The sequence below is a fragment of the Nocardia sp. AB354 genome, assembly GCF_049538315.1.
Taxonomy (GTDB): domain Bacteria; phylum Actinomycetota; class Actinomycetes; order Mycobacteriales; family Mycobacteriaceae; genus Nocardia; species Nocardia nova.
Genome location: NZ_JBMVFU010000004.1, coordinates 48,880 through 63,701, shown reverse-complemented (window position 1 = coordinate 63,701; position 14,822 = coordinate 48,880). Strand labels below are relative to the sequence as shown.

The following is a 14,822-nucleotide window of genomic DNA, read 5'->3' as shown; positions in this document are numbered from 1 at the left end:
CGCCCCCGTGCGGTGAGGCGAACTACTTCTTGCGGCCCGGGGCCTTCGCTCCGGACTTGAAGCCCAGGCCACCCGGCTTGGCGGTCGGAGGCTGGACCTCACCGTTGCCGCTGTCGGCGGATTCGGTAGAGGCCGCCGGTGCCTCCGGTGCGGGAGCCGACTCGGTCGCCGGAGCCTCGGTCTCGGCTGCTTCGCCGCCGGCCGCTTCGGCCGGTGCCGCGCCGTTACCGGATTCCTTTGCCGCCGGGGCGGATTCGGAAGCGGCGGGCGCGGCGGTGCCCGGGGCCTTGGGGCCGGGGCGCTTGAAGCCGGACTTCATTGCCAGACCCTTCGGCGCCACCGTCGGTTTGGTTTCGGTGGGGCCGGTGGACGTGGCGGTCGGAGCCGACTCGGCCGGTTCCGCGGGCGCCTCCGAAGCGGGCGCCTCGGCCGGGGCTTCGCTCGCGGGCTTGGCGCCCGGAGCCTTCGCCTTGCCCTTCATGGCGAGGCCCTTGCCGCCGGGTGCCTTCGCGGCACCCTTCATGGCCAGGCCGCCGGGCTTGGCGGTCGGTGCCGCCGGAGCCTCGGCGCTCTCGGCTGCCGGAGCCTCGGCTGCGGACGCCTCTGCCGCGGGGGCCTCGGCGGGCTTCGGAGTTGCCTTGGCGCCCGGTGCTTTCGCCGCGCCCTTCATGGCGAGGCCCTTGCCGCCGGGTGCCTTGGCGGCGCCCTTCATGGCCAGACCACCCGGCTTGGCGGCGGGCGCTTCCGCGCTCGCCTCGGCGGCCTCGGGCTCCGGAGTCGCCTTGGCGCCCGGTGCTTTCGCCGCGCCCTTCATGGCCAGGCCCTTGCCGCCGGGTGCCTTACCGCCACCCTTCATCGCCAGGCCCTTACCGGCGGCCGGGGCGGCCTGCTCGGCAGGCGCCTCCGCCTCGGTGACCGCGGCTTCGGCAACGGCGGCCTCGGCGGCCGGTGCGGCCGCGGCTTCGGCGACCGGTTCGGGAGCCTTGGGCTGCTGGACCACCTTCAGGTTCTCCGACAGCGCCGCGGGCTCGACCCGGTCGATCGACTGCAGCATCAGCTGCGCCACGTCCACGACCTCGACGCCCTGGCCGACCTCGCCGGAATCCTTGCGCGCGGTCACACCGTCGGTGAGCATCACGCGGCAGAAGGGGCAGCCGGTGGCGATCAGCGACGGCGAGTTACCGCCGTCCAGGGTGGCCAGCGCCTCGTCGGTCCGGTCGAGGTTGACTCGCTTTCCGAGTTGTTCCTCCATCCACATGCGGGCACCACCGGCGCCACAGCACATCGAACGCTCGCCGTGGCGCGGCATCTCGCTGACCTTCGCACCGGAGGCGGCCATCAGCTCACGCGGCGCGTTGTAGATCTTGTTGTGCCGGCCCAGGTAGCAGGGGTCGTGATAGGTGACCTTCTCCGACACCGGCTTCACCTGAACGAGCTTGCGCTGCCGCACCAGCCGGTTCAGCAGCTGCGTGTGGTGCACGACCTCGTAGGTGCCGCCCACCTGCGGATACTCGTTGTTGAGCGCGTTGAAGCAGTGCGCACAGGTGACGACGATCTTCTTCTTCGACGGCTCCACGCCCTCGAAGACCGAATTCAGCGTCTCGATGTTCTGCATCGCCAACTGCTGGAACAGGAATTCGTTACCCGCGCGGCGAGCCGAGTCACCGGTACAGGTTTCCTCCGCACCCAGCACCATGAATTTCACGCCGGCCGTGGCGAGCAGTTCGGCGACGGCCTTGGTGGTCTTCTTGGCACGGTCCTCGTAGGCACCGGCACAGCCGACCCAGAACAGATATTCGTATCCGTCGAAACTCTCGGCGTCCTGGCCGAATACCGGAATATCGAAGTCCAGCTCCGACATCCAGTTCAGGCGATCCTTGGCGTTCTGGCCCCAGGGGTTGCCCTTGTTCTCCAGATTCTTGAACAGACCGGCCAGCTCGGAGGGGAATTCCGATTCGATCAGAACCTGGTAGCGACGCATATCGATGATGTGGTCGACGTGCTCGATATCCACCGGGCACTGCTCGACACAGGCGCCACAGGTAGTGCAGGACCACAGCACCTCGGGGTCGATGATGCCGTTGACATCCTCGCCACCGACCAGCGGACGCTCGGCCTCGGCCTTGGCCGCCTCCGAGATCTTCGCCAGCGCGGCCTCGTTCGGCTTGCCCTCGGCGTCGACCAGGCCGACCTCGTCGCCGCCCATATCCTTACGGCCACCGGCGAGCAGGTAGGGCGCCTTGGCCGCACCGTGATCGCGCAGCGACATGATCAGCAGCTTCGGCGAGAGCGGCTTACCGGTGTTCCACGCCGGGCACTGGCTCTGGCAGCGACCACATTCGGTGCAGGTGGTGAAGTCCAGCCAGCCCTTCCAGGAGAAGTCCTCGATCCGCCCGGCGCCGAGGGTGTCGGTATCGGGGTCGACGTTCTCCATATCCAGGGCGCGGCCCTTGGACATCATCGGCTTGGCCGCACCCAGGGCGACGCCGCCGTCGTCCTCACGCTTGAAGTAGATGTTGAAGAAGGCGGAGAACCGGTGCCACGCCACACCCCAGGTGATGTTGCGACCGACGTAATAGAGGAATGCCATACCCGACATCAGCTTGATGAAGGCGAAGATCGACACCATCGTCGCGTTGGCGGGCAGCAATTCGGCGACCCGCATCGTGAAGAAGTCGGTCGCGGGGTTGCCCTCGCCGTTCAGCGCGATCTTGCCGGCCTTGACGAAGATCATGCCGAGGCCTTCCATCAGCACGATCGCTTCGATCACATAGGCGGGCCCGAACTTCGAACCGCTGAAGCGCGAGAGGCGCTGCGGGATCCGCGGGTGATTGAGCTGGCGAATGGTGATCAGCGTCAGGATGCCGACCACCGTTCCGATGCCCATCAGCTCGTCCCAGAAGTGGTACACACCCCAGTTGCCGATGATCGGCCAATGGAATTCGGGGTCGAACGTCTGCCCGTATGCCTCGAACCAGAGGATGGCGCCGGTGATGAAGCCGATCATCACCAGCCAGTGCGCCCAGCCGACGGTGCGGAACTTGTTCATGCGGGTATGGGCGATGAACTCGACCAGCATCGTCTTGAGGCGTGGGAAGAACGGCCGCCAACGATCGGGTGCCGGCTGACCGACCCTGATCGCGCTGAAGATCTTCCACGCGCCGCCGATGAACGACGCCCAGCACACCAGGCTGAGCACCGCTCCAATCGTGCCCAGCGTCACTGTCAGGGCATTCATGTCGCGACCTTCCTTCGGTTCCACGAGCATTCCGGCGACCGGGCTGGGGTCGCCGTCGGTTGCTCGTATCGTAACGGGCAGTAAGTTACCCGCCGGTAACTTATCTGTCCATCGTATGATGCACGAGTGGTCTATCCCAGGTTGTGGGGTCCAACCGTACTGGGGGTGTGACCGTTCTCACGTGTTGTCCTGCGGTTTTGACGTGGGCGCGGTCGTCTGACACGGTAAATCCCGGCAAATCCGGTGCTCAAGCCAGGACAGGCTTACTCGCCGCGAAGGCGAACCGTTGTGGAATTCCGCGTTAATTGTTAGGGCACATAACAATTCTCGCTTTCGGTCGGGGTATTCGACTAAGCTCACCTCGTCCTGCTTGCTGTGTGCACCTTCACACTGCTCGGGGAGGTCCGTCAGGTTTGAAGTCGGGGTTGATGGCCTGATGGATGCGTGGGCTCTCGCGGAGAAGTTGCGTGCGGCAAACCCTGATGACGGATTGGAAACCGAATGAAGCTCCGCAGAGGTACTGCGGTCGCCGCTATGGTCATCGGCGCAATGACCGTGGCGTTGGGAACTGCCAACGCCGACCCTGCACCAGCCCCGGCTCCGGCCGCCGACGCCAAGCCGGGGATCGACTACTCCACCAAACTGGTCGACAAGACTGTCGTCACCAAGCTCAAGAACGGCACGTTCGAGCTCGTGGAGAAGCACGGCGCGACTCCCGACCAGAAGCAGCAGGTCGTCGACATCAAGGACCAGGCCGGCAATGTCGCCCTGGAGATGCCGATCGACTACCGGATCGCGGGCGTTCAGATTCCGATCAAGCCGGTGCTCAAAGACAACGGCACGGTACTCGAGCTGACGCCGGACAAGCCCGCCAACGTCGACCTGACCAAGCCGGTCGCCGCCGCCCCCGTGGCCGCGGTCGCGGACACGAAGGTCGACCAGCAGGCGCCGATCCAGGCCGATAAGCCGGTTCTGGTCGCCAAGGATGTCGCCTCGCCGATCGAGAACCAGCGCGCGATGAGCGACTTCGCCACCAAGTTCGGTCTGGCGACCGCGATCGGTGGTTTCGTCGGTACCGCCATCGGCGCCGCGATCGGTTGTGTCGTGACGATCGTCGCCGGCTGCATCCCGGGTCTGGTGACCGGCGCCGGCGTCGGCGGCATCGTGGGCACCGTCGCGGTGGGCGGCCCTGCTCTGGTCGCGGCGGGCGTCGAGCTCGTCAACACCATGCAGGCCGCCGACGGCACCACCCAGTGGTCGGATGCGGCCATGGCGGCGGCCAGCGGCCAGGCGCAGCAGGCCAACCAGCCGAAGTAGTTCGCGGCGCGGAGCCGGTCATCGGCCGACTCCTGGACGTGTACGGCCCGTCTTCCGCACGGAAGGCGGGCCGTTGTCGTTGTGGCGGTCAGTCCGCGAACCGCAGCCGCCCGGTGTAGCTCACCTCGCCGAGCGGTGTGCCGAATTCGGCGAAGGACCGTTCGGCGATCTCGAAACGCCCGTCCTCGCGGACCAGGAGCACTGTGCTGCAGCGGGTTCCGTGCCAGTCGTTGGCGACGAAGCGGGCCGATACCGAGCGTTCCTGATTCGGCGACAATCCGGTGTGCGGTAGTTCGGCGTCGGGTGCGATGGTGCGGTCGGCCAGGACGTCGAAGTAGTCCTCGACAGCGGGCGAACCGACTATCGCGCTCAGCGCCCGCACGCCGTCGCGCACCTTCGGCCACGCTGTGGCGCCGGTGTCGGTGTGCACGGTGCCGTCTCCGGTGCCCTCGCTCTCCGCGGTCCGACCATCCGCGATGCCTGCCGTCCGTTCGGAACCGGGAAGGGTCGAACCGAGCAGGGCGGCATTGGACAGCCCGTGTACTCCCGGTGGGAGGGCCAGCGGAGTGGCCTCGCTGCGATTGCTCTGCCACCACAGTGTCTCCAGATCGGAGACCACCAGGTTGTAGCCGTTGTAGTCGTCCAGATCGGCCGCGGTGGTACGAACGAACTTCTCCGGAGCCGCGGAGGCGGTCAGATAGTCCATCAGCAGGGCGCCGCGGGAGCGGGCATCGGTGCGCCTCTCGTTCGGGCCGCGCACATTGGTGACGGTCGCGAACCGGCCGGCCTCGGGGACGATCCCCAGCCAGGTGCCCGGCACGCCGTCCGGAGCTCCGAGATCACGCCCGGCCAGCAGGTTCGGCCGCTCCGGCCACCAGCGCATCGATTCGGTTGGGCGCGTGTAGAACTCGTCGCGATTGCCCGCCACGATCAGCCGATACTCCGGATGCGCGCGCCACCCGATCAACACCAGACACATAACTCCAGCATGCCCCAGCCGCTGTGCCGGCACTATCGCGGCCGCGGCCACCGAGTCTCGTCACCGGCGCGCGAAGGCGCCCCGTCGGCGCGAGCCACAGTGGGTGGGCTCGGTGCTGCCGACGAGGCGCCTCCTCGTGGCGATCAGCCGACCGGGATGGTGGGCGGATTGCAGTCGGCGGTCCGTCCGCCGCCCGACAGGGTGTCCAGCAGGCAGCCGAGGTTGATCTGGCTGCTGCCGGAGGACAGACCGGCGGTATCGGACGCGGCTACCGGCGTGGCGGTCGTCCCCGATGCGATGGGGGCGGCGACGAGAAGTGAAGTGGCGCAGAGCAAACCGGCGGCTGAAAGCTTCGTTGTGAACATGCGTGCGATCTTTCCATCCGGCAGCGCGGAGAAGGATCCCCGAATTGCGCTGCCCCGAATGCTCGGGGCACACCGGTTCCCGCCCCGGATACGACGAAAGCCCGGCATTGCTGCCGGGCCTTCGACGATGCTCGAAGCGCTCAGTTGGTGCGAACCCGCAGACCCGGGTTGTCGGAGAGCACCTGGTTCACCGGCTGCGCGAACAGCTGGGGCGCGTCACCGGTCAGGGCGCCGATCAGGTTCGGGATCTCGCAGATCGGGTAGTCGGCGACCGAGGAGGCGCTGGAGATGCCCAGGGCCATGGTGCCGGTGACGATCGGGCCGCCCGAATCACCCGGCAGCGCACAGATGTTCGCCGAGAAGGCCTGGGTCAGGTCACGGTCACCGACCTGCACGGTCTGATCCACGGCGTTGACCACGCCGCAGCTGAAGCCGGTGCGCGAACCCGACTTGCAGACCGGGGCGCCGACGACGGGATCGGCCACACCGGTGATCGCGATCGGCGCGGCACCGGGGACCCGGACCAGGTTGTTGGCGAAGCGATCCCGGCTGCCGCCATCGATCGAGACGATCGAGTAGTCCTGGTTGCCCAGGATCGACTTCTGGAACGAGCCCAGCTGGGCGCCGATGTGGTTGCCCGGCAGCAGCTCGAACATGCCCGGCGCGTTCGCGGTACCGGCGGCCGGAATGTTCGGATCGCAGTGTCCGGCAGTGATGTTCACCGGGTTGCCGTTGCGGTCCTCACCGTTGAAGCCGGTGGAGCAGACCAGCTGCATCTTGCCGGCCACCGAGGCGTAGGCGTCGCCGCCGGCGCGGGGAGCGTTGGGCTGCTCACCGGCAACCGGCTTCACCTGCGCGTCGGACTCCGGCGGGCCGACCGGGGGAGCGGCCATCACGATCACGTGCGCCGGGTCGACGAAGCCCGGCATCGGCACGCCGGCCTTGTCCACGCGCACCGCGATGCTGTTGTTGACGGTATCGATCACGACGCCGCGCACGGCCTGCACGACGGCCTCGGGCTGGCCCGAGAGCCACTGCTGGAAGGCGTTCTTCTCGCTGCGCAGCACGGTCTGGCTCTTGGCCACGTCCTTCACGCCGAATCCGGCGTCCTGAGCGGCCTTCTTCGCCTCGTCGAGGCCCTGGCCCGGGGCCAGCGCCACCACGGCCTTGCCGGCGTCGTCGAGCCACGCGCCCGCGAACGCCTGCGGGAACTGACGCTGCGCGGTGGCCGTGAAGGCCGCCACGTGCTGCGCCACATCGGCGCGGTGCAGGTACTCCTCCGGCGAGATCTTCAGGTCGCGCTGCACGGCCGCGACGAGATCGGCAGGCAGGTTCGGGGCCGGGGCGGGCGCGGGGTCCGCGGACGAGGTCGCCGCGAGCGGCCCGAGAACCAGAACCGCCGCCGAGGCGGCGACGGCCGCGCTGCGGAGGCGGGTGCGCGGGGCACGTCCCGCGGCGGACGAAAGTCGGATGCGTGGCAGGAGCATGAGGCGACTATATGGGGTTTGCGCGGCTATGCCTACTTGTCGCGGACTTTGGCCGAACTCACACCGGGCATACCGGAAATCGATACCCGCTGTTCACCCGGTCCGTATCGCACCGAGGGGCACGTCCGCTCCGGCGGACGTGCCCCTCGGCGCAGTGGAAGGATCGTCAGCCCGCGTTCGGGCGCGTACGCACCGTGATGCCGGCGCCCAGGCCGCCACCGGAATTGGCGTCGATATCGCTCAGGATCTGCCGGATCGGAATGCCCAGCGTGGCGGTGCCGCCGTACTGCGCCAGATCCATGTTGGCGGCCTTGCAATCCGGTGCGTCGGCGGCGTTGGAACCGCTGGTGATGCCCAGGGCGAGGGTGCCCGAGACGATCGCCCCGCCGCTGTCGCCACCGAGCGTGCACGCCGAGCTGGCGAAGCCGCGCACGGTCTTCGATTCGCCCTCGGCGGTGAACAGCGCCGTCTCGACCCGGTCGGCCACCACGAACCCGCAGGTGAAGGTGGACGACTGTCCCGACTTGCAGATCGGGGCGCCGGTGATCGGTTCGGCGGTTCCGGTCAGTGTGAGGGTGGTGCCGTTGCCGCCACGCACCGAGGGCTGGTCCATGCCGGCGGTGATCGCCCGCTCGTTGAGCTTGATCACCGAGTAGTCCAGTCCGGTGCTGCCGCCCAGCTGCGCCTTCACGAAGGTGCCGAACTGTGGGCTGGCCTTCAGGTTGCGCACGTTCGGCAGGTAGACCCCGGCCTCGGAGTTGCCCTTGCCCACGTTCGGATCACAGTGTCCGGCACTGATATTCAGCGCGTTCCCGGCGGCGTCGATGCTGTTGAAGCCGAAGGAGCAGACGTCCACCGACTTCAGCGCGGAATCGTCGAGGGAGGTAGGAGCGCTGATGTAGGTGTCGCCCGCCATCGGTCGGTGCTCGACCGGGCCGCCGCCGTCGGGCGAGAGCACGACCTTGACGTTGGCGATCAGGGTCGGAAGGTTCAGCAGGTGACCGGCCGGGGTGTTCGCGACGCTCAGCACCAGCTGGCTGTTCAGGAAATCGATGGCGACCGAATTGATCCCGGCCGACAGTTCCCGCGGCAGCCCGCCGATCCACTTGACCAGCTGGTCGAGCGAGCTCTCCAGATTGTCGGCCGAAATCGGCGCCAGGCGAGTCTGATATCCGGCGGAGTTGGCGATGCGCGCGGCGTCGAGCGAGGTCACCGCCATCACCGGCTTGCCGTCGGCGCCGAGCCACGCCCCGGCGAAAGCCTGCGGGTGTGAGGAGCGGAATTCGCGGGCGTAGTCGCGCAACTGCTGGGCCCGGGCGGCACGGTCCAGATACTCCGCGGGCGACATCTTCAGATCGCGGCCGATGGCCTGCACCAGTTCGGGCGGCAGCGTGTCGGCCGCCGACTGGGCCGGCGCCGGATCGGCGAGCGCGGGCGATGTGGCGATCCACGGGCCGAGAAGCAGAGTCGAAGCGAGGGCGACAGCAGCAGTTTTCACCGACGCGCGTGCCACCGAGGCGCGTCCGACCGTGGCGCGACGCGCCGCCAACTTGCGCATGGAGTCCCTTCGTCAGGCACATACGTGCCGGCCACCCGTGGGCGGTAAACCATTGGGTGGCAACAGCCCTCGACCATCAAACAGACCGCTCGCCCGGTGCGACGTCCGGAACGACCGGTCAGCGCATCACTTTAGGGCACAACGGCGTGAGTTTCGCTACGAAATCATCACGGAGTCGGTGACTAGGAGAACTGCAGGCCCGGCGGCAGCGGCAATCCGGGCACCGGTTCCAGACCGTTGGGCGTGGTCGTGGTGGTGCGCGGAGTGGTCGTGGGCCGTTGCCACGTGGTGGTCCCCGGCGGCGTGGTCGGCGTCGGAGTCACGGTCGGCGTGGGCGGCGGCGGTGGCGGCGGGGTGGTCGTCGTCTCCGTCGTCGTCTCCGGGTACTCCTGCGGGGCGGGTTCCGGCGCAACGGGGGGCGGGGGTGGTGCGACCGTCGTCGTCACCGGCGGCGTGGGGGCCTCCGCCCGGCCGGAAACTCCGGTCGTGGGGACCGGAGTGGCGGCGTCGTCGTGCAGCAGCAGGGCCGCCGCGATGCCACCGAGGACGAGACCGGCGATGGCCGCGGCCGCGGCGATGAGCAGCGGGGTGCGTCGACTGCGCTTCGGCTCGGCCGGTGGCACTTCCGCCGGGGCGGCCACGGTGGCCGCGACGGTCATGGCGGCGGGTTCGGCCTCGGGCGCGGGTTCGGCGGCGGGCATCGCCGCCGAATACGCCTGAACCGTCCCGTCGGCGGCGTGGACAGCGGGCAGCACATCGGTGACCACCAGCGCGTTCTCGGTGCCGGTCGGATCGGGCGGGGTGGTCCCGGCCGGAGTCGCGAGCACGGCTGTCAGGGCGGCGCGGGCAGCGTCGCGCGCATGACCGCGGCTGTCCTCGGAGGCCGGCAGGTCGGCGTCGCTGACCAGAACCACCGAGCGCAGCCCCAGGTAGTCGAGGGCCTCGCGCAAACCGCGCACATACTCGGCCGGCCAGTCGCCGGGATGGGTGGCGTAGAACTCGGCCGGGCCGCTCAGATGCTCGGCGGCCAGGTTGATCAGGCAGAAGATCGCCGTTGCCACCAGATCCTCGGCGCGGTAGGCCTCCCCGTCGTCGACGGTGATACCGGCGGGATCACCGACCGACCGGACGAATCCGGTGATCGAGTGGGTATGTCCGGGCGGCGCCTCACCACCGAGCGCGGTATCGCCCTCGTCGGACATGTGCAGCACCGACTCGCGCGCGATGTACAGGGGTTCGGGCGTCTCGTCGGTTTCGCCACCGCTGGTGACGATCGCCGCGATGCACTCATCCTCGGCGATCCGCAGGCCCACCCCTGTGGCCATCCTCAATACCTCGCTTCGGTGTCTCGAGCGCGCCGATCACACGAGTAGCGAACCGTGTCCCATTGCGCGGAGCATCGACAATAACTCCGAGCGCGATCCGGCTCCGATTCGACGCCGGATCCGCGCGACATGATGCTCCACCGTCTTCGCGGAGATGTACAGTCGAGCGCCGATTTCCCGGTAGGTGAGGCCCAGCAGGACCAGCTCGGCCACCTCGCGCTCGCGCTCACTGAGGACCGAGGCCGCCGCCGGTTCGGGGGTCGCGGTACGCGGAGCGGCCGGAGTCCCCTCGGGCGCGGCCGTGGGCCGGGAGCCGGTGCGGACCGTGCGGGCCAGTTTCAGCAGGGCTGTCGCGGTGGCCGGATCGCCGGCGCTCAACGCCGCCTCACTGGCCAGCCGGGCCGCATCCCAGACCATGCCGATCGCGGCCAGCCGTCGCACCGCGGCCGTCACCCGATCCTCGGCGACCTCACCGCGCAGCACCAGCACCCAGGTGCGGCCCGCGTCGGCGAGGATCGCGGCATGCGGATCACCTGCCTGCGCGGCCGTTTTCAGCAGTCGAGCGGGTGGCATCAGTTCGTCCGGGCGCTCGTGGGCGATCGCGGCCTGAATCTCGTACCAGTGGAACACATTTGCCCAGGCCGGGGGATTTCCCGCACTGCGCAACACATTTCGCGCCGCCTCGACCAGCCGGGCTATCCGTTCCTGCTCGCCGAGGCGGATGGCGGCCAGCCACAGCTCACCGATCGGCAGCAGCGCGGGCAGATCGGCGTCGACCTCGTCGAAGGTCGGATAGGCGGCCTCCCAGGCGCGCAACAGGATTCCGTGGTCTCCCGCGCGGCGGGCCAGGCCGACCAGGACGCCGTGCGCGAGCAGGCGATCGCGCGGGGCCAAGGCGGTGGTGTCGACGGCCGCGACCGTCCCGGCGGCGGTCTGTTCGTCGCCGCCGAGCATCGCCGTCCATGCCGTCAGCACCCGGATCTGCGGATCGTGCGGATCGGTGCCGCGCAGGGCGTCGGCGGCGCGGCGGGGTTCACCCATGCTCAGGCACAGCAGCGTCGCGAGCGCGACCGGCGCGCACGGCAGCATGCGATCCTCCGGCGCGGCCGTGCGGGCCAGCTGGATCAGGGCGGCCGCGGCCGACGTTGCGGCACTGCGAGATTCGCCGGTGATGCTCTGCGCCAGCGCGGTGGCGAAACGGCCGGTGCGGGCATTGGATTCCGTGGGCGGCCACTGCGCCGCCGAACCCGACACCGCTTGCGCGTCGCCGACCGCTCCGGCGAGGTGGAACACCGCCGCGGCGGTCGCCCAGTCGGCGCCGGTGCGGGCGGTGCCGAGCCAGGCGTACAGCTGCACCGCCCGGCCGATCAGTCCCCGGCGGGCATGGACGCTCGCGCTGATCCGCACGGCGGCGGCGAGATCCGCGGGTGGCGCGTCGCTGCGCGCGAGTACGGGTTCGGCCAAGCGCAAAGCGGATTCGTCGTCACCGCCGAGGGCGGCCGCGGTGGCGCGGGGGATGGCGATCCGCTGTGCGTCGTACCCGCTGGCCACGGCGGCGGTGTAGTACCGGCTCGCGTCGCTGCCCGCGTTTTCGGCTGCGGCGCGCAGGAATTCGGCCAGCCGATCGTCGCGGACCCCGGATTCGGCGAGCTGCAAGGCCGTGTGGTCGCGCAACAGCCCGGCCTCGAGGCGGGCGGTGAGCAGGCGGCGCTGAATCGAGACGAAACGGCGTTCGCCGACCAGGGTGCGCAACGGTTCGATCGCGGGACCCAGCAACAGGTCGGCATCGGTGATCAGGGCCCCGGCGCGGGCCCGGTCGACGAGTCCGACCGCCGTCGTCTCGTCGGTGCCGAGCACCTCCGCCAGCTCACTCGGATCGAGGCCGGCGCCCGTGGTGGCGACCGTCAGCACCTCGAGCAGTTGCGGTTCGGTATCGTCGAGAAGAGCTCGCGCCCAGCTGGTTACGGCCTGGTCGACGGCCTCGATGCCGCCCTCGAGCCGGGTGGCGCAGGCGGCGGTGAGCGCGGCCACCACGCCACCCGGTATGCCGCCGGTGTGCCGGTGAATGTGGTCGGCGACCGGACGCGGCACGGTCATTCCCAATTCGCGGGCGAACGGAGCGATATCGGCGGTGCCCAGCGGCCGGAGTTCGATCACCCGGCCGCGTCGCGACACCGCGTCCGCCAGCGCGCGCAGGGCGCTGTCGTGCGGTTGCGGCCGGGTCGCGACGATGATCGTGCGCGAATCCGATTCCACGGCGGCGCACAGCTTTTCCAGCTGTAGCTGGTCCAGGGTGTGGGCGTCGTCGACGACCACGGCGGCGCGGGTATCGGGCGGGGTGGTGGTCGCGCTCACATCGTCGAAGCAGCCGATACCGCTGCGCCGCAGGCGATTTCGCACCGCGGCTAGCAGCGTGGACTTCCCGGTGCCGCACCGTCCCCGAATCAGGTAGACGAGCGGATCCGGGGAGTCCGAATCCAGTTCCCGAAGAATCTCCCGCGCGCCCGGAAGGGCGCCGTATGCCACCGCGAGGTTGCCGACCACTGTCACCGATCCTCAGTTGCCTTCGTGGGGCAGCACCTTGCCCGGTGCCTGCAGCACCGTGCCGAGGGTGTTGCCTGTCTGGTCGAGACCATCGTTCAGCGTGTTGCCCAGCGTATTTCCCAGCGAACCACCGGGAGAGCTCGGAGTGGTGGGCTGGGAGGGCACCGAGGGCGCGGACGGCGTCTGGACGGGCGTCTGCGGGGGTGCCTGCGGGGCAGGGGAATTGGGTGCCGGGGAGTTCTGTGCCGGCGTGTCCGGGGCCGCCGCGGAGGCGGGGGCCGGTGAATTCGGGGCCGGGGAGTTCGGGCCGGCGGAATTCGGTGCGGCCGTGCCCGTGGCCGGGGCACTTGCCGAGTTCTCGGCGGCCGTGCCGGCGCGGGTGGTGCCGGTGTTGTTCGCGGCCGTCACCGGGCTCCCGGCCGTCGGATGCGCGGGGTCGGTGGCGCCGGCCGGGGCGACACCCGCCGAGGTCGCCGCATGAGCCGCGGACGTCGCCGCCGCGGGAGCGGGCGACGAATTCGACGGACTTCCCGCGGTGCCCAGGGCCAGGGTGCCGGTGGCCACCGCGCCCACGGCGATCGCGGCGCCGGCGATGAAGGCGACGCGGCGCCACCGGTTGGTTCCTGCCGGCGGGGCGGTATCGGCGGGCGGCGGTTCGACGACGGTCCGGTCGCCGATCGCCGGCAGGGCCGTGGTCGTGGCATCGTCGGAAAGAGCTTGTGGCTCGGTCGAATCGAGCGCGAGATCGGGTACGGCCAGGGCCGCGGCGTGATGCTGCGCGTCGGTGTACAGGTCCGCCGCGAGCAACGTCGCTCCCCGGGCGCTGAGCGAACCGGGATCGGCGACCGGGGCGATCGGGATCGCGAACTCGCCGGAGATCAGTTCGGTGAGCAGGCCGATGGATGCGCCGCCACCGGTGAGCAGGATCCGGCCGACCTGGTCGATGCCCACTCCCGCGCGCCGCACCGCCTCGTGCACGAGGTTCAGCGAATCCGTGAGCGGTCCGCGGAACAGATCCTCCACATCGTCACGCACCAGGCGCACATCGCGCGCGATACCGGCCAGACGGACCGGAACCATCGTGGCGGTCTCGGTCGAAAGCCGGTGTTTCGCATCGGCGCAACGGTTTCGCAGTATCGACAATTCGCGCTCGACAACCGGGTCGAACGGGTCGAAATCCGTTTCTCCCAATGCATTTGCCAGCACGTAGCGCATCGTCAGTAGATCGAATTCCGCGCCGGAGACCTCGGTGGAGCGAACCGGTTCGCCCAGCAACCCCGAGTGCGGGCCCGAACCCACGACCGACACCGTGGTGCCGGTGGCGCCGGAGTCGTAGATCACGACGGGGGTGTCGGGCGGGAAGGGCGTGCTCGCCTCGAGCCGACGGAGCGCGGCGAGTGGTTCCGCGACCAGTACCACCGCTTCGCCGCCTACGCGGTCGAGCGCGCGGCGCTGTGCCTCGACGATGTGTGCGGGCCACCACGCCGGTACGGTCGCGACCACGGAATCCGGATCGAAATCGGCGACGACCTGGGAGATCGTCTCGGCGACCAGATCGGCGGCTGCGACCGAAGAGCCGTCGGGCAGGAGAATATCGACCGGATCGCCCACGCGGGACAATAGATTCTCCGACAATTCGGGCGCCGATCCGAAACGGTGGCGACGAATGTGAACAGAGACATTTTCCGGGTCGGCGCTCGCGGAAGTGGAGCCGGTCGCGGCGACTGTGCGCGACGACCCGACCGTGATGCCGAGCGTCAGGCCCTGAGTCATTCGAGAACCCCTGTCGTTGGTATTTGCGGTCGTCACGAATATTTGCGGTCGTCACGATCTATCCCACTGTCGGTTGCCGGGGGGCCGCCGTTACCCCTGATCCGGAAGCTTTGGGGAAAGTCCCCTAATGCGCCGGATTCCCCTATCGAGGCCGATACGGAAATCAGGGGATTCGCCCCGTTTCGCGTAACGCCGGGGCTTCTTAGCGTGAAAGGCAATTCGACTGCTGCGGATCG

9 protein-coding genes are annotated in these 14,822 nt (G+C 69.2%); 1 reads left to right on the top strand and 8 read right to left on the bottom strand.

The features are described 5' to 3' along the window. Positions 1-22 precede the first annotated feature (22 nt). Positions 23-3,238: a (Fe-S)-binding protein gene (locus tag ACPCUW_RS07130; RefSeq protein ID WP_423424068.1), complete on the bottom strand. Its 3,216-nt coding sequence runs from the start codon at positions 3,236-3,238 to the stop codon at positions 23-25. Positions 3,239-3,787: 549 nt separating this feature from the next. On the opposite strand from ACPCUW_RS07130, the gene ACPCUW_RS07125 reads away from it, so the two are divergent. Further along, positions 3,788-4,555: a hypothetical protein gene (locus ACPCUW_RS07125; RefSeq protein WP_227463074.1), complete on the top strand. Its 768-nt coding sequence runs from the start codon at positions 3,788-3,790 to the stop codon at positions 4,553-4,555. An 88-nt stretch (positions 4,556-4,643) separates the two neighbouring features. Here ACPCUW_RS07125 and ACPCUW_RS07120 read toward each other — a convergent pair whose 3' ends face one another. From ACPCUW_RS07120 to ACPCUW_RS07090, 7 genes are all read right to left on the bottom strand, one after another. Further along, positions 4,644-5,534, bottom strand: coding sequence for an NRDE family protein (locus tag ACPCUW_RS07120; protein ID WP_423424067.1), 891 nt, complete (start codon positions 5,532-5,534; stop codon positions 4,644-4,646). Positions 5,535-5,677: 143 nt separating this feature from the next. Then, positions 5,678-5,899, bottom strand: coding sequence for a hypothetical protein (locus tag ACPCUW_RS07115; protein ID WP_423424066.1), 222 nt, complete (start codon positions 5,897-5,899; stop codon positions 5,678-5,680). A 140-nt stretch (positions 5,900-6,039) separates the two neighbouring features. Then, positions 6,040-7,386: a S1 family peptidase gene (locus ACPCUW_RS07110; RefSeq protein WP_063019369.1), complete on the bottom strand. Its 1,347-nt coding sequence runs from the start codon at positions 7,384-7,386 to the stop codon at positions 6,040-6,042. Positions 7,387-7,552: 166 nt separating this feature from the next. Continuing rightward, positions 7,553-8,944: a S1 family peptidase gene (locus tag ACPCUW_RS07105; protein ID WP_064911154.1), complete on the bottom strand. Its 1,392-nt coding sequence runs from the start codon at positions 8,942-8,944 to the stop codon at positions 7,553-7,555. 182 nt (positions 8,945-9,126) lie between these two features. Beyond that, positions 9,127-10,269 carry a hypothetical protein gene (locus ACPCUW_RS07100; protein ID WP_423424065.1) on the bottom strand — a complete coding sequence of 381 codons (1,143 nt, stop codon included), beginning with the start codon at positions 10,267-10,269 and terminating at the stop codon, positions 9,127-9,129. A 36-nt stretch (positions 10,270-10,305) separates the two neighbouring features. Then, positions 10,306-12,813, bottom strand: coding sequence for a LuxR C-terminal-related transcriptional regulator (locus tag ACPCUW_RS07095; RefSeq protein WP_423424064.1), 2,508 nt, complete (start codon positions 12,811-12,813; stop codon positions 10,306-10,308). A gap of 12 nt (positions 12,814-12,825) precedes the next feature. Next, positions 12,826-14,424 (bottom strand): Hsp70 family protein, encoded by a 1,599-nt coding sequence (locus ACPCUW_RS07090; protein ID WP_423424063.1) that lies wholly within the window; start codon positions 14,422-14,424, stop codon positions 12,826-12,828. Positions 14,425-14,822: the final 398 nt, after the last annotated feature.

Bases quoted from the DNA above. Each gene is read 5' to 3' on its own strand.
- ACPCUW_RS07130 (WP_423424068.1), bottom strand. From the start codon at position 3,238: ATGAATGCCCTGACAGTGACGCTGGGCACGATTGGAGCGGTGCTCAGC.
- ACPCUW_RS07115 (WP_423424066.1), bottom strand. From the start codon at position 5,899: ATGTTCACAACGAAGCTTTCAGCCGCCGGTTTGCTCTGCGCCACTTCA.
- ACPCUW_RS07120 (WP_423424067.1), bottom strand. From the start codon at position 5,534: ATGTGTCTGGTGTTGATCGGGTGGCGCGCGCATCCGGAGTATCGGCTG.
- ACPCUW_RS07105 (WP_064911154.1), bottom strand. From the start codon at position 8,944: ATGCGCAAGTTGGCGGCGCGTCGCGCCACGGTCGGACGCGCCTCGGTG.
- ACPCUW_RS07110 (WP_063019369.1), bottom strand. From the start codon at position 7,386: ATGCTCCTGCCACGCATCCGACTTTCGTCCGCCGCGGGACGTGCCCCG.
- ACPCUW_RS07125 (WP_227463074.1), top strand. From the start codon at position 3,788: ATGACCGTGGCGTTGGGAACTGCCAACGCCGACCCTGCACCAGCCCCG.
- ACPCUW_RS07100 (WP_423424065.1), bottom strand. From the start codon at position 10,269: ATGGCCACAGGGGTGGGCCTGCGGATCGCCGAGGATGAGTGCATCGCG.